Genomic DNA, 22,698 nt, shown 5'->3' on the forward strand with positions numbered 1-22,698 from the left:
GATTAACTTATTTAATAACTAATTTACTCAAATTGCCTAGGCGTTCAGCCAAGTCACCAATCGCATTTAATTGTGCCAAGCGGTTATTTTTAACAGCTTCATCCTTAGCCATAATCATATTAGTGTCAAAGTAGCGGTCAATAACTGGTTGTAATTTAACAAACCCATCATAAATTTCAGTTAAATCAGTTAATGACTGCAAGTTTTGAACACCAGCATAAAGCTCGTTTTCAGTTACATCGCTAAATAGCTCTGGATTAATCTGAACTTGACCCTTAAATTTAGCCTTTTTCAGAATGTTATTAATTCGTGTCAAACTTTCAACAACAGGCTTGAACTGCTCATCATCGTGGTGTGATTGCAAAACAGTTGCGGCAGTTAGGATTTGAATTGGATCTTGTTGACTAGAAGCAAGAACAGCATCGATAATGTCATACTTGAACTTATTCTTTTGCAAGTATTGATTAATTCGATCACGAATAAAGGAAGCAATTTCCTCATCTTGACTCTCTGATTTTGGCATTTTTGCGGCAGTTTTACCATCGAGTAAGCTCACGATTTGTGGTAAAACTTGGTTAAACGGTAATGACCACTTTTGATTAAGCAAAATGCGGACAATTCCATAAGCATAACGACGCAAAGCATACGGATCATTAGATGATGTTGGGATCATGCCAGCAGCAAAGAAAGTAATGATTGTATCAAGCTTATCAGCTACTGACAATAGTGCACCGACAGTTGTTTGCGGCAAAGTACCTTCTGCGGATAATGGCATGTAATGTTCTTTAATGGCAACAGCAACAGCTTCGTTTTCGCCAGCAAGGCGAGCATAGTGCATCCCCATCACACCCTGCAATTCCGCAAATTCACCGACCATTTGCGTAACTAAGTCGAATTTATATAATTCGCTAGCTCGGTCAAAATCGGTTACAGTTTGCTTGTCCAAGTCCCATTTTTCAGCTAAAAAGTCACCGATAATCCGAACACGTTCAGTCTTTTCCGCCATTGAACCGATTTTATCGTGGAAGGAAACGTTCTTCAATCTTTGAACAAAATGACTTAGTGGGTACTTGCGGTCTTCGTCATAGAAGAATTGAGCATCGTCAAGCCGAGCCACCAATACCTTTTCGTTACCAGAAATAACATTGTCAAGATAGTCTTTGTTACCATTACGAACAGCGATAAAGTGGTTAATTAAGTTGTCTTGTTGGTCATATACTTCGAAGTAACGTTGGTTATCTTTCATTGAAGTAATTAAAACTTCTTGCGGCATTTGCAAGTATTTTTCATCAAAAGTACCAGCAAAGACAGTTGGATATTCAACCAAGTTGGTAACTTCTTCAAGCAAGTTCTTATCCAGCTTAATCTTCCAATTGTTCTTTTCAACTAAAGCATTCATTTGCTGAACAATCATTTCTTTACGTTCGCCAGCATCGACAATTACAAATTGATCCTTTAGTGCATCTTCATAATCATCCGCATTAGCAAGGACAACAGAATCACCTAAAAAACGATGCCCTTCAGTCTTACGACCAGCAGTAATATCCAAAATTTTAACTGGAATAACATCACTGCCAAATAATGAAACTAACCAATGAATTGGCCGGACAAATTCAAAATCATGCGAATCCCAACGCATTTTAGTTGGGAAGGTCATAGCCTTAATGATTTCACTCATCCCCAGCAAAATATCGCTAGCTTTTTTACCTTCTTGCTTAACATGAATATAAGCATATTCTGTACCCTTAAGTTCTTCAAAGTAAATATCGTCGGTTGTCATGCCTTGACCGCGAGCAAAGCCTTGCGCCGCTTTGGTCCAATTACCGTCAGCATCTTGAGCAATCTTTTTAGCTGGGCCTTTTTTAACTTCATCGATATCGGCTTGTTTTTCGGCTAATTCTTCAACAACAATTGTTAGTCTTCGCGGTGTTGAAGAAGTCTTAATATCCTTAAATTTCAAGCCGTTTTCTTTTAAAAACTTGCTGGTTCTGTCAGCTAGTTGCTTCACACTCCGTGAAACCACGTGTGCTGGCATTTCTTCAATTCCAATTTCAAATAAATAATTTTTAGTCATTTTCAAGCCCCGCCTTCTTGTCTTCTGCATTCTTTAATAATGGAAAGCCGCGCTTTTCACGTTCTTGAACGAAGCACACAGCTACTTCATGGGCCAAGTTACGAATTCGTGCCAAATAACCTGCACGCTCAGTAACTGACACAGCTCCACGTGCATCAAGCAAGTTAAAGGTGTGTGAGCACTTCAAAATATAGTCGTAAGCAGGTTGAACTAAGTTTTGACTTAGCAAGCGCTTAGCAGTCTTTTCGTAAACATCAAAGAATTTTAACAGATTCTCTTGGTTAGATTCTTCAAAGGCATACTTAGAATTCTCGTATTCTGCTTCTTTAAAGACGTCACGGTAAAGTACACCGTTGCCCCACTCTAAGTCGAAAACAGAATTAACATCTTGAATATAAGAAGCTAGACGTTCAACCCCATAAGTGATTTCACTCATGGTTGGCTTAACATCAAGCTCACCGACAGTTTGGAAATAAGTAAATTGGCTAACTTCCATTCCGTCAAGCCAAACTTCCCAACCAACACCGGCACAACCCATTGATGGGTTTTCCCAGTTATCTTCAACAAACCGAATATCATGTTCTAGCGGATTGATACCTAATACTTGTAAACTATCCAAGTAATATTGCTGAATATTCTCTGGTGCTGGCTTAATTACTGCTTGGAACTGATGGTGCTGGAACAAACGGTTAGGGTTGTCGCCATAACGACCATCTGCTGGTCTTCTCGACGGCTCAACGTAACAAGCTGCCCAAGGTTCAGGACCAACTGCTCGTAAAAAGGTATACGGACTCATTGTCCCTGCCCCTTTTTCAACGTCGTATGATGGCATAATCATACAACCTTTGGAAGACCAAAATTCTTCCAATTTAAAAATCATTTCTTGAATTGTTAGTTTTTTCTTTGCCATATTAATTCCTCCCTGCATTAGGCCATAAAAAAAGCCTATGCAAAACTTGCATAGGGACGAGATTTGATCGCGGTTCCACCCTAATTCAGAGAATATCTTCTCTGCTCTTAATTGAATCGGCTAGAGGTGCCTGTTTCCCAGATGTCCTTACACCAACGACACTCGCTTAACTGGTACTTTTCCTAAAATCCTCATCATTGCCAAAGCACACTGGTATTTTACCATAATCACGGGTGTAACCAAAGGATTTGGTTAAAATAATTTTAATTCATCCAAGAATTTTTTGGTTTTTAAATTAAGGTCAACTGTCTCTTGGTAGATTCGGTCAATGGCCTTGCGAGTTGCTTTTTTAGTTGCTTCACTAACGGCAATTGAACCCAGTCGCTCAATCGGCAATAACCCGATTGTTCTTAAAACGGCTGTTTCTTTGGGCTCTAAATGCATCCGACTTGTTTCCTGATAAAAATGGTCGCTGCAGATAATCCCACCACGTTTAATTGAATAATCAAAAACGCCTTGACTTTTACCGCAAATAGCGCAACTGCGCAATTCCGGAGCAACTCCATAAGCAGCTAGCAGCTGCATTTGACAAATTTGGGTAATCATTTCGGCATCGACGCCAGCATTGATTTTTTTTAAGGCAAATTCAGTCAGTGCATAGTACTTGCCTAAGGGTTGATATTCCACAAAAGCATGGTCAACCAAGTCTAAAATAAAAGAAGCATAAGCATTCTTAGTTAAATCGTTGAACAAACCATCAAATTGCTTTACTTCTTTATAAGTACGTAGATTGCTTAGCCCCTGACCACTCGTATAAATAATATACGTTCCGTAAGAAAAATTAAGCAGCGCTGCTCCTAATTTTGACTTAGGTCGCAAAGCTCCACGAGCAATCATTGTAATGATGCCATTTTCTTTGGTAATGATTTTAGCTAATAAATCCGCTTCTTTAAATTTTTGGCGTTTAAAAATAATGCCTTGAACTTCCTTAAGTTCACGTGTCATTTATGAAAGTGCCTTCTTGTCGTAACCAATTTGCTTCAAAAAGCTTGGATCAGACCGCCAATTACGCTGCACTTTAACCCACAAATGAAGGTTAACCTTTTCACCAAGCAAGTTTTCGATTTGACGACGGGAATTAATACCAATCTGCTTGATCATTTTGCCGCCTTTACCGATAATAATTCCTTTTTGACCATCTTTTTCAACATAAATCGTTGCTTCGATTTGCAATTTACCCTTTTCATGCTGGTTCATGCGTTCAACCCAAACGGCTGCAGCGTGTGGCACCTCTTCAGCTGTTAACTTCAGAATTTGTTCACGCACCAGCTCGGCAACCATGAAGTATTCGGGCCGATCAGTAATTTGTTCGGGATCGTAATAGTCTGGGCCTTCAGGCAAATATTGGTGCAAAGTGGCGATTAAATCTGTGATGCCCACTCCCTGAGTTGCAGAAATTGGTAAAAATTCCTTAAACAATTCAAGCTTACGGTAAGAATCAATGATTGGCAGCAAGTTATTAGGATTAACTTGATCTACCTTGTTGATTACCAAAAAGACGGGTACCTTAATCTGCTTTAACAGGTTAACAATATATTCATCGCCTTTGCCCATTTTTTCAGGTTCAACCATAAATAAAACTAGATCAACATCGTTTAAACTAGAAACACTAACCTTATCCATGTAATCATCAAGTTTTAGGTGTGGTTTAAAAATCCCAGGTGTGTCAACGAAGACAACTTGCATATCATCTGTTGTGTAAATACCGGAAATTTTATCACGAGTGGTTTGCGGCTTACTAGAAGTAATCGCCACCTTTTGGCCAACAAGATTATTCATTAAAGTTGATTTACCAACGTTTGGTCGACCAACTAGCGCAACAAAACCGGATTTGTTTTTCTTATCTTCAGTCATTATTTACCTCTGCCTTCATCTAATTGGTCAGGATACAGTGGTAAACCATATTCTTCAAGCACTTTACCCTGAATACCAAACATTTCTTTTGCTTCATCAGGCTCAATATGGTCGTAACCATTAAGATGCAAAAAGCCGTGAACTAGGGTATAGCCAAATTCACGGTCCCAGCCTGTTCCGTATTCCTTACTGTGACGCTCAATCACACTTGGACACATGAACAAATCACCGATATCCTCTTGAAAATCAGGATCTGCAGTAAATGCTGCAAGGTCAAGACATTCATCGCCATCTTCAATTGCAAATGAAATGACATCTGTTGGTCGATCTTTTTCACGATACTTCTTGTTAATTGCGTGACTGCGTTCTTCGTTAACAAAATTGATACTCATTGCTAAATTATTGTCTTTAGCAATTTCCTTTTTAGCCAGTAACAATAACTTAGCAATCCAATCTTGCCAGTCACGATCGGCATTTTCTAAAAAACCAACCTCGTCGTTATAAGTAATTTCAATAGGCGTCATTAATGTCTTTCGTCCTCTTTCTCATAAGCATTAATAATCTTGGCAACCACTGGATGACGGACAACATCATTAGCAGTGAAGCGAATAAATTTAATTTGATCAATATCTTTTAAAATTCGCTGTGCATCAATCAGTCCACTACGCTGCCGGCCCGGTAGGTCGACCTGCGTCATATCCCCGTTGACAATCATCTTTGAATTAAAGCCTAACCGCGTTAAAAACATTTTCATCTGCGCGTCAGTTGTATTTTGCGCTTCATCCAAAATAACAAAGGCATCATCAAGCGTTCTTCCCCGCATATATGCTAAAGGAGCAACTTCGATTACCCCACGTTCCATCAATCGATCAGTTGTGTTAGTTCCCAAGATTGCATAAAGCGAATCATAAATTGGCCGCAAATACGGATCAACTTTTTCCTTCAAATCTCCTGGTAAAAAGCCCAAAGATTCACCAGCTTCAACAGCTGGTCTAGTTAGAACAATCCGCGAAACTTCACCCTTTTTAAAGGCTGCAACGGCACAAACGACGGCCAAGAATGTTTTACCGGTACCGGCAGGTCCGATACCAAATACAACATCACTTTTTTTAATGGCTTCAACATAGCGTTTTTGTCCCATATTTTTAACCCTAATCGGTTTGCCTTTAGCGTCGCGAATTAGAATTTCTTTATATAAATCGGCAAAATACTCTGTCGTGCCCTTATCCGCCATTTTCATTGCACTGACAACATCAGGAGCACCAATGTTAACACCGGTGCTCACAACATTGTCTAAAGCCTTTAAAACTGCGATTACTTTCCGCGTATTTTCAACATCGCCGTCAACAACAATTTGGTTTCCGGTATCAGTTACACTTAGATCGTAACCTTCAGCTAACAAGTTAAGATTACCATCATTAATTCCAACTAGTTTTTGAATATTTTCTGGATTTTTAGGAATAAAATTGGTTTGAGCCAAAAACTTCGCTCCTTTTCTTGCTTAATTTAGATGATTGCGCACTGCACTAGAAGCTGCTTTACCATCAGCTTTGCCTTTAATCTTGGGCATCAAAGCCTTCATTACCTTACCAAAATCGGACTTACCTTTAGCGTCAACTTCGGCAATTGTGTTAACGACAATTTGCTCAAGTTCATCCTCTGACAATTGCTTTGGCATGTATCCTTCCACAATTGCTAATTCCTTTTTGGTCTCATCAGCTAAATCGGTTCTGGCAGCTTTAGTAAATTCTTCAATCGACTCTTCACGCTGCTTCTTTTCACGGTTTAAAACGGTTAGTTCTTCATCGGAACTAAGTTCATGTCCTGCCTTGATCTTTTCATTCATCAAGGCTGACTTAATCATTCGCACCGTATTCAATCTAACTTTATCACGTGCCTTCATGGCTTCCTTCATGTCAGCCATAATTTGTTCTGATAAACTCAAAAGTTCTCCTTCTTCCTAAATATAGAATCTAACTAAATTATAGCAAATCTAGTCCATGGTAGAAAACAATTAACGAAATTTACTTGTAAAAAAACGACCTCTATCAACAGATAGAAGTCGCTTCTTTATATATTAATAATGTCTACGTTTCCGTGCTGCTTCAGATTTAAGCTTTCTACGTACACTAGGTTTTTCGTAGAATTCGCGTTTGCGGTATTCTTGCAAGGTACCACTTCTTGAAACGGAACGTTTGAAACGACGAAGAGCATCATCAATAGACTCGTTTTCGTGAACGACTGTCTTGGCCATGTGTGATCCCTCCTTCCATTTCTTGACGTTACCGTCATACATTTATTTAAATTATATCAAACCTCACGCAAGGGTCAATACATACATGCAATATTTTTAAAAAAGTTTTTTACAGCATTATTTTAACTAAATCTGTTAATGCATTTTTGAAAAATGTATAATTGATTAAAAAGGAGTTAACAATGAGTCAAGAAACTAAAAAAGAAGTCAACATCATTATCATCTCTGATTCTGCTGGTGATACTGCTTTTAACAACGCGATTGCGGCGGCTGCACAATTCCCTGATGCTCAGGTTAATTATCGCCGCTACCCATTTATTACCGATAAGAACAAGCTTGATAATGTTTTTGAAGAAATTGAGCAATACTCCAATTTAATCATTATTTATAGTTTGGTTAAAGATGAGATGCAAATTCCAGTAATTAGATTTGTTAGGGAACACAAGGTTCAGAGTGTTGATATTTTATCCCCTGCCATCGAGTCCTTGCAAAAAGTAACGGGTATGCGGCCACTAGAAAAAATTGGTGCCCAACACAAGATGAACCAGCACTACTTTGACCGAATTTCAGCGATGGAATTTGCTGTAATGTACGATGATGGTAAAGACCCTAAGGGCTTTTTAGAAGCAGACGTAGTTTTATTAGGGGTTTCAAGAACTTCTAAAACACCACTGTCACTCTTTTTAGCTAATAAGAACCTAAAAGTTGCCAACTTGCCGTTAGTACCCGACACCCATATTCCAAAAGAAATTTATAAAATCAATCCGAAAAAAATTATCGGTCTCACTAATGACTTGTCGGTATTAAATGAAATTAGACGCCAAAGAATGATTTCATACGGCCTTAATCCCAATACGACATATTCTAATACTGATTCAATTAAAGCCGAACTTGATTCTGCAAAGAAGCTTTACGACAAGCTTGGTTGCTTTGTAATCAATGTTGCTCACCGTTCAATTGAAGAAACTGCGGCATTAATTATGAATCATTTAGGAATTGAAGAACAATAATCAACGATTAGCAACCCTTTTTCAATAATTTATGCTTTAATATAAGAAGAATATTTCGGAGGTAATTAATAATGAGTGAACAACAAAATCCTAATCAAAAAGAAACCGCAATCTTTGCCGGTGGCTGCTTCTGGTGCATGGTTAAGCCGTTCGATAGTTTACCAGGTGTTGAGTCGGTTATTTCGGGCTATACTGGCGGACATGTTGCTAACCCAACGTACGAACAGGTATGTGCTGGCAACACCGGACATACAGAAGCCGTAAAAATAACTTTTGATCCACAAATAATGCCTTATAAAAAGTTGCTCGAATACTACTGGCAAGTAACCGACCCAACCGATGCTTCAGGACAATTTCAGGATCGCGGCGACAATTATCGTCCTGTAATTTTTTATAATTCTCCAGAGCAAAAAGCAGCTGCGGAACAATCAAAAAATGAATTGGCAAATAGTGGTAAATTTGACAAACCAATTGTTACTAAAATTGAACCTGCTAGCGCTTTTTATGAAGCTGAATATTACCATCAAGACTTTTATAAAAAAGATCCACTAAGATATTCTATCGAGGAAGCTGGTGGTCGTGAAAATTTCATCAAGAAACATTGGGGAAAATAATTTTAATAAATAAAATAGTGGTATACTAAATCTGTGGACGTTCCTTTTATTATATGCTTATAGTAACAATAATTATACTATCATAAATATAGATTTGTTTTTTACTTAGTTTAATCGTCCACATAAACCATCAGCTAATTAGCTGGTGGCTTTTTTTAATATTTAAGAGATTACCTTTTTTAAAATTATTAAGAAGGAAAAAAGGAAAATTAATGATAAAATAGAAAACGAATTAAGTAATGTTTTAGGATAGTTAGTACATAAATTTCAAATACCAAGTCCTAAAACTTTTAATTATAAGGAGTTATTACTAACTATATGGATCAATTGGATAAGTTTAATAGAAGATATAATTTACTTTCCAAAATTTCAGCAGCCTTCTTCTATTCGTTGGCAGTTGCAGTTGCATTAAATTTCTTTTGGACGCCAGGCCACATGTACTCTTCCGGAATAACCGGGTTCGCCCAACTGATAAATACGCTGAGTGAGCGCTTTTTACCGTTTACATTAACCACATCGGTCATGTACTTTGCGCTCAATGTCCCTCTGTTTCTGGTCGGTTGGTTCAAAATTGGTCATAAATTTACCTTTTTTACCATCATTTCAGTTGTCCTCGGTTCAATCATGATGCACGTAATTAATCCAATCAACATGCACGTTGATCCGTTAGTTTGCGCTATCTTTGGTGGCATGGTAAACGGCCTAGGAACAGGCTTTGCGCTTAAAAACGGCATTTCAACTGGTGGTCTTGATATTATCGGGATTGTCATTAGAAAGAAAACCGGTGCTAGTTACGGCAAAGTTAATATTATGATTAACCTAGTAATTATTGCTGCCGCTGGCTTTGCGTTTGGCTGGAGCCGCGCCCTTTATTCTGCCCTAACCATCTTTATTAATGGTCGAGTGATTGATGCCGTTTATACGCAACACCAAAAGTTGCAGGTTACAATTGTAACGGAACATCCCCAGACAATTATTGACGGTATTCAAGAAAAAATGCACCGGGGAATTACTATCTTTCATGACGTTGAAGGTGCATATAGCCATGATGAAAAAACAGTTTTAATCACAGTAATCGACCGTTACGATATGTATGACATTTTACAAATCATTAAAAAATGCGACCCCTATGCTTTTATGAGTGTTAGCGAAGTTGAACGCGTTTATGGACGGTTTAGGGAACAAGAAATTGTTTAAACTAAAAAGAGTGTTAGAATTTTTCTAACACTCTTTTTCTTTCCAAAAATTAAGCAAATAATTTACGATATTCGCCGTAGCCTGATTGTTCAAGTTTATCATACGGAATAAATTTTAATGCAGACGAATTAATGCAGTATCTTAACCCGCCTTTATCAGCTGGTCCATCAGTAAAGACATGTCCCAAATGTGAATCTGCATCGGGACTTTTGACTTCTGTTCGCTCCATATTATGCGACTGGTCGCGATGATAAGTTAATTTTTTAATTGGCTTAGTAAAACTCGGCCAACCACAACCAGCATCGTATTTGTCCTCACTAGAAAATAATGGCTCACCTGAGACAATATCAACATAAATTCCTTTTTGATAAAAATCATCATACTTGCCGCTAAAAGGATAGTCAGTCGCTGCATTCTGCGTTGATGCATACTGATCTTGCGTCAATTCCTTTAAGCGTGCTTTCTTTTTTTCTTGGTCCATAAAATACCACCATCTTTCGTCTTAACTATAACAAAAATTTGCTTGCCTGGTTATTTTTAAGGACTAATTAAATTTTTTATTTTATAATTTCACTATTGTCGTATGGTATATAATTAAAAGGTAAATAATTAACAGAAAGGATTTTTTAATTATGCCTCATCTAGCAAAAAATTTGTCTGGAACAATCAATCATAAAATTGCGCAATTAGCTGATTCGCAAATAACTAAGTTTAATAACGAAACATCTAAAATTCCTGGGATTATTAAGTTAACCATTGGAGAACCTGATGTCAATACCCCTGAACATATTAAACAAGCCGCGATTGCTGATATTGAAAAGGACGATTCTCACTATGCTCCAGAAGCTGGCAAACCACAATTATTAACGGCAGTTAGTGATTACTTAAATGATAGTTTAGGTGTTGACTACGACCCTGCCACCGAAATATGTGTCACCGTTGGTGCAACTGAAGCTTTGAATGTTGCTTGTATGGCTTTGCTCAATCCTGGCGATAAAATTTTGGTACCCACTCCAGTTTGGGGCGTTTATTTTGGCATTATTGAAATGGCTGGGGCAATTCCAGTGGAAGTTGATACTTCACAAGACGATTTTCTCCTGACTGCAACTCATTTAAAGAAGATACTAGCAAATGAAGGAAAAGGTGCAAAGGCCGTTATTTTAACTGATCCATCTAACCCTACTGGTCGCGTTTACAGTAAGCAAAATTTATTAGAACTCGCGCAGGTTATTACTGACAATAACCTTTTTGCCGTCACTGATGAGATTTATTCAGAATTAATTTATGGTGATAAAAAACATTATTCGCTCACGCAAATCATTCCTGAACGGACATTGCTTTTATCAGGTCTGTCCAAGAGTTTTGCAATGACTGGTTGGCGGATTGGTTATATGGTTGGACCTAAAGAAATCATGAAGTCAGTAATTAAAGTTAATTCATTTTTAATTACTTCGGTAACTGACAACGTCCAAGCTGCCGCAACCGAAGCCTTAGTTCATGGTGCAACCGATTATCCTGTTGCTCGCGCTACTTATGGAAGTCGATTAAAGATTATCGAAACAGGTTTACGCAAATGCGGCTTTAGCATGGCAACCCCTGAAGGAGCATTTTATATTTTTGCTAAAATTCCAGCCAAATTTGGGCAAGATGATGTAAAATTTGCGGTTGACCTAGCTAATAAAGCCAAAGTTGCACTGATGCCCGGTAGTTACTTTGGCAAAGGTGGCCAAGGTTATGTGCGTTTATCTTACGCAGCTTCTGCTGAAGATTTACAAGAATCCGTTCGACGCATTACTAATTATGTCGATAGCAACCTATAGGTATTAAGCAAAGTAGACGTAATTCGGAGTTTTTTATAGTAGAATTGAATAGATAAATAATTTATCAAATTAGACATTAAGCAAATGAAGGGATTTTATTATGAAAATTACAAGATTAAACGAGCCTCTATATACTAATGGTGAACCACCTAAGGTTGGTGAAAAGTTACCTGATTTTACTGTAGTTAGAGCTGATGGCAGCAAGGCTACTAAAGCTGACTTGCTGTCCAAACCAACTTTGATTAGCGTTGTTCCTGACCTTAACACTAGTGTCTGCAGTATCTCAACCAAGCATTTTAACAATGAAGTTGACAAATATTCTGACATTAACTTTTACACCATTTCTACTAATACCCTTGCTGATCAAAAGAATTGGTGTGCTGCTGAAGGCGTTAAAAACATGGAAATTTTATCTGATGAAAGTCACAACTTCGGTGAAGCAATGGGTCTTTACCTTGAAAGTGGCGTAGATTCAAGAAGCGTTTGGATTGTTTCTGCTGATGGTGAAATTTTATACCAAGAATTAGTTTACGAAATGACCGATGAACCAAACTATGATGCTGCTTTAACATTTTTAAGCAACTTAAAATAATTAGGCATCAATCTAAAAAACGATAACCATTGCTGGTTATCGTTTTTTTAATACACTGCTTTAGTTAATACTGACCATGAGGAGAAAGTTCGGTCAGCTGGATTAAATTTCTGATTATTCTGCAAAAATTCCTTGGCCTTTAAAACTAGCGGTGATGAATTTCCCAAATTAAGTTTATCTAAAGAAACCGCAACTGCTCCAAGAGAATCTTGACCAGCAAATTGTTTAACCGTTTCTTGCAACTGTCCCTGCCACTGCTTAACCTGATAAAACACACAAAGATGTTGATTAAAATGCCATTCTTGATAGTCCCAAGGATAGCGAAAAGAAGTAATTCCTACTTGGACTGCTTCAAGAGCAGTTAGCCCTGTCTCTTCCTGGATTTTCACGTACAATTGCAGTTTCTAGTTTTTCACCATCTTCAAGACTACCTCCGGGCAAATCATAACGATTAGTATACGGTCCACCATGCTTTTTGATCACAATTAATTTTTCTTGCTGATACATAATGCAATATACGCCAAATGCCCGATGATATTTAGCTGCCATTTGATAGCCTCCTTTATTTTGAAAAAAGCGATGTGAATTTAACCAATCACACTGCTTTTTGTCATTTTTTATTCTTCATCCCAAGTTGCGTTTTGGTCCGCATCTTTTTGTGCTTCTTCTTCTAACCGAGCTTCTGTTTGCGCAACACTTTCTTGATATTGTGCTTCAACTTCAATCCCCAAGTCAGTCAATTGCTGCTCAGCAACTGGTGCTGGAGCATGCATCATTGGCTCTGATGCACTGGCATTCTTTGGAAATGCTAGAACATCACGAATATTGTCCTTCTCTGCCAGCATCATTGCAAACCGGTCAAGACCAATGGCTAGACCAGCATGTGGTGGAAAACCCATGTCAAGTGCATCAAGCAAGTAACCAAATTGTTCATATGCTCGCTTCTTAGTGAAGCCAAGAGCTTTAAACATTTTTTCTTGAATTGAGCGTTTGTGAATTCTGATTGAACCACCGCCAAGTTCATCCCCGTTCATTACAATGTCGTAACTGCGAGCATGTGCCTTATGTGGGTCAGTATCAAGTAACTTAATACCCTCATCATCAGGCATTGTAAATGGGTGGTGCGCAGCAATCCAGCGGCCAAAGCCTTCATCATATTCAAATAATGGCCAGTCAACAACCCATACAAAGTCAAAGACGTGCTTAGGAATAATTCCTGTTTCTTTAGCAAATTCACGCCGTAAATGGTCTAAAGAATCACAACAAACTTTCCACTTATCAGCAATAAAGACGAGTAATTCGCCATCCTCAAGGTTAAATTCCTTGATTAAAGCTGCTTGATTGTCATCCGTTAAGAAACGACTAACAGGTCCTGAAAATTCGCCATTTTCAAATTTGACCCAAGCCAAGCCTTTAGCGTGATAACGTTTAATGTAGTCTTGCTTTTTCTCAATTTGCTTACGTGAATATGCTTTGGCACCATTCTTAACGGCAATTCCCTTAACGAAGCCACCATCTTGAATTGCACTAGAAAAGACCTTAAAGTCACTATCTGCAAAAATGTCGTTCAGATTATGAATCAACATTCCAAACCGCGTATCAGGCTTGTCTGTACCATAGTTGTTCATTGAATCGTTCCAAGAAATCCGCGCAATCGGTGTCTTTAATTCAACACCCATAACGTCTTTCATGATTTTCTTGAGTAGTCCTTCGGTATAATCTTGCACTTGTTGTTCATCAGTGAAGGAAGTTTCCATATCAATCTGGGTAAATTCAGGTTGACGGTCACCACGCAAGTCTTCATCACGGAAACATCTTGCCAATTGGTAGTACTTATCAAAGCCTGCACCCATTAATAATTGCTTAAACAATTGTGGTGATTGTGGTAAAGCATAAAAGCTGCCAGGATAAATTCTTGATGGTACAAGGTAATCACGAGCACCTTCTGGTGAAGACTTTCCTAAAATTGGCGTTTCAATATCAATAAAGCCGTTCTCATCAAAGTATTCATGGGTTGCACGTAAAATCTTTGACCGTAAAATAATTGCTTGTTGTAAACTTGGACGGCGTAAATCAAGATAACGATATTTTAATCGAGTCTGTTCACCAACTTCAATATCATTTTTGATTTCAAATGGCGGTGTTTGAGACTTATTTAAAACTTTAATTTCAGAAGCCTCAATTTCAACTTCTCCAGTTTTCATATCTGGATTAACACTTGAACGTTTAACTACTTGTCCCTTAACTTGAACAACATATTCACTACCAAGTGATTCAGCAGTTGCCATTAATTCTTCACCAGAATCATGGTTAACAACAACTTGTACTAAGCCTTCGCGATCCCGTAAATCAATAAATAATAAATTTCCTAGGTTGCGGACGCGTTGCACCCAACCATACAAATTAACTTCTTGACCAAGATATGCAGTAGTAATATTGCCGCAGTAGTCTGTTCTTTTTTCCATTTGTTCCATAATTAATCCTTTAATTTTTCCATAACTGTCTTCATGTCGTCAACATCTTCAAGCTGCAAATCGATTGTCTTACCATCAGATAGGCGTTTGATATTTAATGTGCCATTAGCCAATTCCTTTGCACCAAGAGTAATAACAAACTTGGCGTGAACACGGTCGGCCTTCTTAAATTGTGCCTTTAATTTCTTTTGGTCAACATCATATTGAACTCTAAAGCCTTGTTTACGTAATGAACGGGCAATTTCAACGGCTTTAATTCCAGTTCCATCACCAATATTGGTGATGAAAAAGTCAATTCCCTGATCGGTAAACAAAGCTGGATTTTGCTTTTGTAAGACTAACATCATCCGTTCTTCACCAATTCCAAAACCAACAGCTGGCGTTTCTGGACCATCAAACTCTTGTACCAAGTGATCGTAACGACCACCACCCAAGATAGTAGTAGCTGATTCCCACAAACTCTTATCTTCAACCATAAATTCAAAAATAATTCCGGTGTAATAATCGAGTCCGCGAACTAAATCGTTATCTATCACATATTTAATATTAAGTTGATCAAGAATACTGGTAATTTCATCAAAATTAGCTTTAGAATCTGCATCCAAATAATCAATAATCTTTGGTGCATCTGGTAAAAATTGCTTGTCTTGTTCATCTTTAGAATCCAAAATTCGCAGAGGGTTCTTCTCTAAACGCCGCTTAGAATCATCAGACAATTGGTCTTTTAGTGGCGTAAAGTAGTTCACCAACGCATCGTGATAGTCTTGACGCACTTGGGCGTTGCCTAACGTATTAATGTGCAACTCGTAATTTTGAACGCCAAGTTTAGCCAATAAATCATGAGCTAAAACAATTGTTTCAACATCTGCTAGTGGATTGCTGGAACCGAAACTTTCAACCCCAATTTGGTGAAATTCACGTTGCCGACCAGCTTGTGGACGCTCATAACGGAAAGTAGATTCAATGTAATAAACATTAAATGGCTTGACTACTTCTGGAGCATACATTTTGTCTTCAACATAGGCACGAACAACACCAGCAGTCCCTTCAGGCCGTAATGCAATGTGCCGGCCACCCTTGTCGGTAAAGTCGTACATTTCCTTTTCAACAACGTCAGAAGTCTCACCGCTTGAACGTGAAAAGACTTCATAGTTTTCAAAACTTGGTGTTCTGATTTCTCGATAATTGGCTTGTTTAAAGAAGTCACGGACAGTTTGTTCGACTTTTTCCCATGAACCAGATTGTTCAGGTAAAATATCGACTGTTCCTTTTGGTTTTTGAACTCTCATTTAATCATCCTTTTAAATATAAAAAAGCGTCCTTGAAAAAATCAAGGGCGCTAAATTTCGCACGGTACCACCTTTTGTTTGCTACGAATAACGCTCGCGACGCGTACATTATCTGCTAAAGGGGTCACAGTTAGCTTTCTATCCGCCTTTTACACCAGTCAAGCGGTCTCTTTAATAGAAATTGCTATCTTCAATCTTTGTCATTGATAATTCTTGTTTTAGCTTATAGTTTTAAGGGCAAAAAGTCAACCTAGAATGCAAATTTATGTTGTTTTTTACAAATCTAGCACAATTGTGAACGGACCATCGTTTTCAAGTGCAACTTTCATATCCGCACCAAATTCACCGGTCTCAACATGTAGTCCTGCATTAACCAATTCCTGGTTAAAGTCTTCCCATAATTGCTTGGACTTCGGTGGTCTCATTGCCTCGATAAAACTTGGGCGATTTCCTTTCTTAGTATCAGCTAGCAGTGTAAATTGACTAACACTTAAAATTTCACCGCCAATATCCCTAATTGCCAAGTTAGTCTTACCATTTTCATCTTCAAAAATTCGCATCTTAGCTATCTTGGCAGCTGCTTTTTGAACAATTGCTAAGTCGTCGCCCTCTTTAATACCAACTAACAACAATAAACCACGTTTAATTTGACCAACAGTCTGATCGTCAATCTTCACTTGGGCATAATTAACCCGTTGAATTACTACACGCACTTAATTATCCGCCCTTCGTGTTTCATAAATGTCTGGTACATCACGCAATCTGCTCAATATTTCGTCAAGTTGAGCTGCGTTTTTAACTGCTACGGTAGCATAAATATGAGCAATATTATCCTCGTTTACCTTACCCGATAAATTACTAATATTAGTCGTAACCGTATTTAGTTTTGTAATCACATCGCTTAAAAGGCGTTCACGGTTATAACCAAAAGCCTCAATATTGGCATTAAAAGCTTGCTTAGCACTATCTTCAACGTTTTCCCATTGAACGTCAATCAAGCGGCCTTGACTAGCTGCGTCGTTAGTAATGTTTCGACAATCTGCACGATGAATAGTTACCCCGCGACCTTTAGTGACATAACCAACTATTTTATCGCCAGGAACAGGATTACAACACTTGGCTAAATGCAGCATTAAATCACTAATGCCTTGGATCATTACGCCATTCTTGTGTTTAATTGTCATCGGTGAATTAGTAGATTTATTAGTTTGCGTTGATGAAGCGGCTTTTTGACCAGAGTTTAAAATTTCTTCTTCAAGCTCTTTTTGGCGGCGCTGCTCTTCTTGTCGCCTTAAGTCTAACGTAAGCCGGTTGACAACACTGATTGCAGACAGATCACCAAAGCCAATTGAAGCGAACATTTCATCAGCAGTATGGTAATTAAACTGGTCTAGGACTTTCTCCAGATGGTCCTTGTCCATAAATTCCTTAGGGGACAAATCTTGATCACGCAACTTGTCGGCAACCATTTGCTCGCCCTGCTCAATGCTATTTTCGCGGTCTAAATTACGGAAATAGCGGCGAATTTTATTTCGTGCTCGCGAGGTCTTAACAATATCCATCCAGTCACGCGACGGTGTCGCATTTGACTGGGTCATGATGTCAATCACATCACCATTTTTCAATTTATAATCAAGCGGCACTAATTTACCGTTAACCTTGGCACCAACAGCATGACTGCCAACTTGCGTATGGATTTGGTAAGCAAAATCAAGTGTCACTGCACCTTTAGGTAATTCATAAACTTCGCCTTTAGGCGTGAAAACATAAACGCGATCAGAAAAGATTTCACTTTTGACACTCTTCATAAATTCGCCAGCATCTTGAGTCTCATCTTTTAGCTCTAAGATTTCACGAACCATGTCCAGCTTCTCGTTTGAACTAGTCTGCTCAACGCCGGCAAAATTACCACGCTTGTATGCCCAGTGGGCAGCGACCCCGTATTCAGCAACCTCGTGCATTTGTTTAGTTCTAATTTGAATTTCTAGGGGCCGGCCGCCAGGACCAATAATTGTTGTATGAAGTGACTGGTAGCCATTAACCTTAGGAACAGCAATATAATCCTTAAAGCGACCTGGCATTGGCTTCCACTTGGTGTGGACTGCACCTAACACCGCATAACAATCTTTGACAGTATTAACAATCACCCGAACAGCAGATAAATCATAGATTTCATCAAAGTCCTTATGTTTATTAACCATCTTTTTATAAATAGAATAAATATGTTTGGGACGACCATAAATTTCATATTTAATACCTAAACTATCAAGACTAGTTTCTAGCGTGCTAATTGCATCCTGAATGTACTTTTCACGTTGGCTGCGCTTTAGACTCATCATATTTACAATTTGATAATAAGCCTTAGGATTCAGATAATGGAAACTCATGTCCTCTAGTTCCCACTTAATCGTTCCAATACCCAAACGATCAGCAAGTGGAGCATAAATGTCCATTGTTTCCGAAGAAATTCGCCGCTGCTTATCTGGACGTAAATGTTGCAAGGTGTGCATATTGTGCAGCCGATCAGCTAATTTAACCATGATAACGCGAATATCTTTAGCCATTGCAATTAACATCTTGCGGTGATTTTCAGCTAAAAATTCTTGGTGCGATTTATATTCGTACTTATTAAGCTTCGTTACCCCATCAACAATAAAGGCGACATCTTTGCCAAACTTTTCCTTAATATCATCGTTAGTAACCGGTGTATCCTCAACAGTATCATGCAAAAAACCAGCAGCAATTGTATCGGGATCAAGTCCCAGATTTGCCAAGGTGCCGGCTACCTGAGTTGGATGCACAATGTAGGGCTGGCCTGAAGCCCGCTTTTGATCTTTATGAGCTTTGTTAGCAAATTCATAGGCTTCTTCAACAAAGGCAATTTGCTTGTCATTCATGTACTTCTTACAGGCAGCTATTACCTGATCATGCGTCATTTCAATGTATTTCGACATTTAAATCGCTCTTTCTAGTTATAAATATGTCTATCCATTAATCCAAAAATTTCAAAAATAAGATAAATAAGGCCGAATAATAAATTATACTTAGCAAATCTAATCAGCATTGCTAAACAAAAAATAATTGGTAATACAAGCAGCCAATATTCTGGTAATTTAAGGCTAATTAATAGGCGGCCAACGTGGTAACTGATAATATTGTTAACGATGATGAACAATAAGCCGACACGTAAAATAATTGGTATCCGCAGCAGACTAAAGACAAATGGTAAAAGCCCCACTAATAAGCTCCACCAAATGATTGGCATTGCTTGGAACTGATTTAATTTACGAATTAGTGGGAGTGCCATAACTTTTTGCTTAAATTGTTTGAGTTTAATAATCAATCTATTCTTCCTTATCTAACTTAACATTATAGTCTTTTTTACTTTTCTTTGCGTTCAATTATTAACCCGACCCAGCGATCTTGGGACATCGTCAAAGTAATCTTGAAACCATACTGGTCAAGGGCAGCCTTGATCTTATCTAACTGCAAATAATCAATACCTGAGAAAATAATTTGGCCGCCTTCATTTAGGTGTTCGTCCATTTGCGGAATTAAATCTAGCAGGATTTCAGCCAAAATGTTAGCTACAATTATATCAAATTTGCCAGAAACCCCTTGCAGCAAACTGGCCTTTTCTACCTTAATATTAGTTAAATTATTTAGGCTAATATTTTCACCAGCTGCAGTGACAGCTTCATCAGAAATATCAGTAGCCTCAACACTTTTGGCGCCAAGAAGTGCAGCAGCAATTGCTAAAATACCAGAGCCAGTCCCAACGTCAATTACACTTTTAGGCGTTGTCATTGCCCGTTCTAGACCCATCATTGCAAGTTGTGTCGTCTTATGGTTACCAGTACCAAAAGCCAAACCTGGATCCAGCTTAATCAATTGTTGGTCCTTAAAGGCAGGTTGATAGTTTTCCCACTCAGGAACAATGGCTAAATGGCGGGAAAAATCAATTACATGGTAAAATTTTTGCCAAGCAGTGTTCCAGTCTTGATCTTGAATAAAAGATGTTGTAATTTTGTCCGAACCGATTGCCAAGCCATAGCCTTTCAATTCAGCAAGTTTATCATGATACTTTTGGACCAACTCATTAGCATCGGCTTCTTCATCAAAATATGCGAAAAATTGCATGTCTTCAGGCAAGTCTTTAATTTCATCTAAATTAACAATCGTTGAGTCGTGCTCCCAACCGGCATGCTCAAAGTCTGTCCGCTTTCTAGTTTCAGTTCCTAAAGCATGCAAGACATCTTGGCTGTAGACACTAAGTGCATCTTCTACTTCATGGCTAGTTTCAATTTTAATAATTAATAATTTCATTTTAACTTAAAACTCCCTTTTTATTTTTATCCAGGCAATGCTATCATAAAAAAGGTGATAAATATGGCAAAGAAAAAAAATAAACTTGAAAAAACATTAGTTGAAAAAATTTTAGATCGGAATAAAATTCCGTATGAACAAACACAATTTACAACCCATGAGGATTCTGGTGGTGTTGCCCAAATGGATACTTCTATTTTAAACGAGAAAGAACATTTGGTCTACAAAACCTTGGTTTGCACAGGTAATAAAACAGGACCACTTGTCGGTGTTATCCCAGTAACCGAGCATTTAAGCATGAAAAAGCTGGCTAAAAATTCTGGTAATAAAAAGTGCGAAATGTTGCCCCTCAGAGACTTAGAAAAGACCACGGGTTATGTTCATGGTGCAAATACGCCAATTGGTATCTATTTTAAGCATCATTTTCCAATTTTTCTAGATAGTGGTATGAAAAATGAAGCAAAAATTGGCGTTTCCAGTGGTAAAGTTGGTCGCAGTGTTTTCTTAAACCCCGATGACCTTCAAAAAGTTACTGATGGAAAGTTCTGTGATTTACTAGAATAATTTTATCTAGCAAAAATAAAGAAAATATTTTCTATATACAGGGTAAAATAATCAAGCAAAATTCTTCATTTGTAATATAATATAGATTAATACAAACATATAAGGAATAGGAAAATGACATTATTAACAGATGAACAGCTTGCAAATATCGCGCACGATTATTTTTTAAGCAAATTAAATATCGCTGACATTTCCAAAAAATACAGCCTCTCGCGTTACTTGATTACCAAGGCGTTAGAAGAAGCCGAAGAAAAAGGAATTGTAAAAATTAGTATCTATCAAAGTCCAAAGCGGGCCGAAAAATTAGAGCGTAAGTTTCAACAAATTTTTCATTTAAAAGAAGTATACATTTTAGAAGATCTGGAAACCAAAAACCAAGATAATGAAATGATTGTTAATTACGCTGCTAAGCAAATTCAAAATTATACTAAGTCAGCTTACGTAGTGGGGTTAACTTGGGGAACATTAATTCGAGATATCATTAATAATTTTCCCGAAACTGAACGTGAAAATCTGACTTTTGTTCAGCTTGTCGGCCAAGCAGTTAATGCAAGTAAAAGAAAAAACCAGCTGGTACAACAGGCAGCTGATAAATTTGGCGCTAATTGTTTAACCTTTCCAGCTCCACTGTACACAATCAATCCGGGCTTTGTTCAAGACATTATGCAAGAGCCATTCTTTGAATACATTAAAACTTTTTATCCTAGAATTGACTTGGTTTTCGCAAGTATTGGAACCGCTCAATCCTTAGAATCTGGACAATTCTTCATGGATTATTATGCAGATAAATTATTTAGAAATATGGATCGCAGTCGTGTTGCTGGAATGATTTTTGGTCGACCATACGATATTAATGGCAACTTCTTCAAGCCAATTGAAACTCATATTTGTGGAATTAGTTTTGATGAAATTATGCGGATTCCCAAACGGTTTGTAATTGTTAAAAATCGCTTCAAGGAAGATGCTCTCTTAGGTGCATTACGAAGTGGCATAGTTACCCACTTAATCACTACTAGTGGTATTGCCGAACGGGTACTGCATAAAAATATTGAATTTAGCTAAATTCTTCATTATAGATATTGCTAATATAATTTTGTAATTCTGCTACACTATGACGACGTGATCGCGCACATTCTTTAGCTGGTCGATTACATAAAAAGCAACGACGGACGGTCAAACCTAACTTCGACCGCGATAAAGCTGCTTTTTGCTCCTTAACCAAGACGTCAGCATCAAAAAGGCGTCCTAACCTATTTCTGTCTTCAAATGCAATTGTGACTTTTTTTACATCTTTGGCATTAGCATTTAATAAATAAAAATTTTCACAGCCACTGGGATTATCCCAGCTCGCTGCCAAGTCATACTTAAAACCCTGAGCTTTCAAATTTTCTTCTAAATTTGTGCAACCCGTTGTAAAAAGCTGCTTTAAGTAATGGTTATTTTTGATCGGTCCTGGAATATTTAATTTTATATCAAGCAATGTACTGCTGGGGTGCTGATTAAAAAGCTGCATTTGTAGTGCTGCGCGCCGATCTTTAGCAGCCAACACATCTGTGATACTTTGTGGCGTTCCTGATAAAAAAATTGATTGATTCATGATAAACTTCCTTTTTATTGATTATTATAACTAAAAAAAGCGTGAAAACGAGCTTTGACTTAT

23 protein-coding genes and 1 pseudogene are annotated in these 22,698 nt (G+C 37.9%); 7 read left to right on the plus strand and 17 right to left on the minus strand.

Going from position 1 to position 22,698, the window contains the following annotated elements; all coding sequences use genetic code 11:
• Positions 1-7: 7 nt before the first annotated feature.
• The 8 genes from glyS to rpsU all read right to left on the minus strand — a co-directional run bounded on the left by glyS (position 8) and on the right by rpsU (position 7,152).
• The gene (gene glyS / locus OZX76_RS05120; protein ID WP_277178388.1) at positions 8-2,074 is read right to left on the minus strand and encodes a glycine--tRNA ligase subunit beta; all 2,067 of its coding nucleotides are present in this window, start codon (positions 2,072-2,074) and stop codon (positions 8-10) included.
• Entirely contained in the window at positions 2,067-2,984 is a 918-nt protein-coding gene (gene glyQ, locus OZX76_RS05125; RefSeq protein WP_277178390.1) for a glycine--tRNA ligase subunit alpha, read from the minus strand. The genes glyS and glyQ overlap by 8 nt, the downstream gene beginning before the upstream one ends.
• A 252-nt stretch (positions 2,985-3,236) precedes the next feature.
• A complete protein-coding gene (gene recO, locus OZX76_RS05130; RefSeq protein WP_277178392.1) occupies positions 3,237-3,989 on the minus strand; it encodes a DNA repair protein RecO in 753 nt (250 codons plus the stop codon).
• Positions 3,990-4,898: a GTPase Era gene (gene era / locus OZX76_RS05135; RefSeq protein WP_277178394.1), complete on the minus strand. Its 909-nt coding sequence runs from the start codon at positions 4,896-4,898 to the stop codon at positions 3,990-3,992.
• On the minus strand, positions 4,898-5,422 hold the full coding sequence (ybeY, locus tag OZX76_RS05140) for an rRNA maturation RNase YbeY (RefSeq protein ID WP_277178396.1): 525 nt from the start codon (positions 5,420-5,422) through the stop codon (positions 4,898-4,900). The genes era and ybeY overlap by 1 nt, the downstream gene beginning before the upstream one ends.
• Entirely contained in the window at positions 5,422-6,378 is a 957-nt protein-coding gene (locus OZX76_RS05145; RefSeq protein WP_277178398.1) for a PhoH family protein, read from the minus strand. The genes ybeY and OZX76_RS05145 overlap by 1 nt, the downstream gene beginning before the upstream one ends.
• Before the next feature lie 21 nt (positions 6,379-6,399).
• Positions 6,400-6,843: a GatB/YqeY domain-containing protein gene (locus OZX76_RS05150; RefSeq protein WP_277178400.1), complete on the minus strand. Its 444-nt coding sequence runs from the start codon at positions 6,841-6,843 to the stop codon at positions 6,400-6,402.
• Positions 6,844-6,975: 132 nt separating this feature from the next.
• Positions 6,976-7,152: a 30S ribosomal protein S21 gene (gene rpsU, locus OZX76_RS05155; protein ID WP_009560161.1), complete on the minus strand. Its 177-nt coding sequence runs from the start codon at positions 7,150-7,152 to the stop codon at positions 6,976-6,978.
• Between the two features lie 182 nt (positions 7,153-7,334).
• Between rpsU and OZX76_RS05160 the strand changes: the two genes are divergently transcribed.
• From OZX76_RS05160 to OZX76_RS05170, 3 genes are all read left to right on the plus strand, one after another.
• Entirely contained in the window at positions 7,335-8,162 is an 828-nt protein-coding gene (locus tag OZX76_RS05160) for a pyruvate, water dikinase regulatory protein (RefSeq protein ID WP_277178401.1), read from the plus strand.
• Between the two features lie 71 nt (positions 8,163-8,233).
• A complete protein-coding gene (gene msrA / locus OZX76_RS05165; protein ID WP_277178403.1) occupies positions 8,234-8,776 on the plus strand; it encodes a peptide-methionine (S)-S-oxide reductase MsrA in 543 nt (180 codons plus the stop codon).
• Between the two features lie 318 nt (positions 8,777-9,094).
• On the plus strand, positions 9,095-9,973 hold the full coding sequence (locus OZX76_RS05170; protein WP_277178405.1) for a YitT family protein: 879 nt from the start codon (positions 9,095-9,097) through the stop codon (positions 9,971-9,973).
• Positions 9,974-10,022: 49 nt separating this feature from the next.
• Here OZX76_RS05170 and msrB read toward each other — a convergent pair whose 3' ends face one another.
• Positions 10,023-10,454: a peptide-methionine (R)-S-oxide reductase MsrB gene (gene msrB, locus OZX76_RS05175; protein ID WP_277178407.1), complete on the minus strand. Its 432-nt coding sequence runs from the start codon at positions 10,452-10,454 to the stop codon at positions 10,023-10,025.
• 151 nt (positions 10,455-10,605) lie between these two features.
• Here msrB and OZX76_RS05180 point away from each other — a divergent pair, with 151 nt between their 5' ends.
• Entirely contained in the window at positions 10,606-11,793 is a 1,188-nt protein-coding gene (locus OZX76_RS05180) for an aminotransferase class I/II-fold pyridoxal phosphate-dependent enzyme (protein ID WP_277178409.1), read from the plus strand.
• Between the two features lie 100 nt (positions 11,794-11,893).
• Positions 11,894-12,385, plus strand: coding sequence for a thiol peroxidase (gene tpx, locus OZX76_RS05185; RefSeq protein ID WP_277178411.1), 492 nt, complete (start codon positions 11,894-11,896; stop codon positions 12,383-12,385).
• Positions 12,386-12,432: 47 nt separating this feature from the next.
• Here the strand turns inward: tpx and OZX76_RS05190 are convergent.
• From OZX76_RS05190 to prmA, 7 genes and pseudogenes are all read right to left on the minus strand, one after another.
• A pseudogene (locus tag OZX76_RS05190) lies at positions 12,433-12,934 on the minus strand (NUDIX hydrolase).
• Between the two features lie 68 nt (positions 12,935-13,002).
• Positions 13,003-14,859 carry an aspartate--tRNA ligase gene (gene aspS / locus OZX76_RS05195; RefSeq protein ID WP_277178413.1) on the minus strand — a complete coding sequence of 619 codons (1,857 nt, stop codon included), beginning with the start codon at positions 14,857-14,859 and terminating at the stop codon, positions 13,003-13,005.
• Between the two features lie 2 nt (positions 14,860-14,861).
• Complete coding sequence (gene hisS / locus OZX76_RS05200) at positions 14,862-16,148, minus strand: histidine--tRNA ligase (RefSeq protein ID WP_277178415.1); 1,287 nt, start codon at positions 16,146-16,148, stop codon at positions 14,862-14,864.
• 275 nt (positions 16,149-16,423) lie between these two features.
• A complete protein-coding gene (gene dtd / locus OZX76_RS05205; protein WP_277178417.1) occupies positions 16,424-16,861 on the minus strand; it encodes a D-aminoacyl-tRNA deacylase in 438 nt (145 codons plus the stop codon).
• On the minus strand, positions 16,862-19,102 hold the full coding sequence (locus OZX76_RS05210; RefSeq protein ID WP_277178419.1) for a bifunctional (p)ppGpp synthetase/guanosine-3',5'-bis(diphosphate) 3'-pyrophosphohydrolase: 2,241 nt from the start codon (positions 19,100-19,102) through the stop codon (positions 16,862-16,864).
• Positions 19,103-19,116: 14 nt separating this feature from the next.
• Complete coding sequence (locus tag OZX76_RS05215; RefSeq protein ID WP_348635181.1) at positions 19,117-19,491, minus strand: hypothetical protein; 375 nt, start codon at positions 19,489-19,491, stop codon at positions 19,117-19,119.
• 38 nt (positions 19,492-19,529) lie between these two features.
• Positions 19,530-20,474, minus strand: a complete 945-nt coding sequence (prmA, locus tag OZX76_RS05220) for a 50S ribosomal protein L11 methyltransferase (protein WP_277178421.1) — start codon at positions 20,472-20,474, stop codon at positions 19,530-19,532.
• A gap of 63 nt (positions 20,475-20,537) precedes the next feature.
• Between prmA and ybaK the strand changes: the two genes are divergently transcribed.
• Complete coding sequence (ybaK, locus tag OZX76_RS05225; protein ID WP_277178423.1) at positions 20,538-21,038, plus strand: Cys-tRNA(Pro) deacylase; 501 nt, start codon at positions 20,538-20,540, stop codon at positions 21,036-21,038.
• Positions 21,039-21,152: 114 nt separating this feature from the next.
• Positions 21,153-22,100: a sugar-binding domain-containing protein gene (locus OZX76_RS05230; RefSeq protein ID WP_277178425.1), complete on the plus strand. Its 948-nt coding sequence runs from the start codon at positions 21,153-21,155 to the stop codon at positions 22,098-22,100.
• Here the strand turns inward: OZX76_RS05230 and citX are convergent.
• Entirely contained in the window at positions 22,093-22,635 is a 543-nt protein-coding gene (citX, locus tag OZX76_RS05235) for a citrate lyase holo-[acyl-carrier protein] synthase (RefSeq protein ID WP_277178427.1), read from the minus strand. The two genes, OZX76_RS05230 and citX, sit on opposite strands and share 8 nt — an antisense overlap.
• Positions 22,636-22,698: the final 63 nt, after the last annotated feature.

It is taken from the genome of Lactobacillus sp. ESL0677, from assembly GCF_029392875.1.
GTDB lineage: Bacteria > Bacillota > Bacilli > Lactobacillales > Lactobacillaceae > Lactobacillus.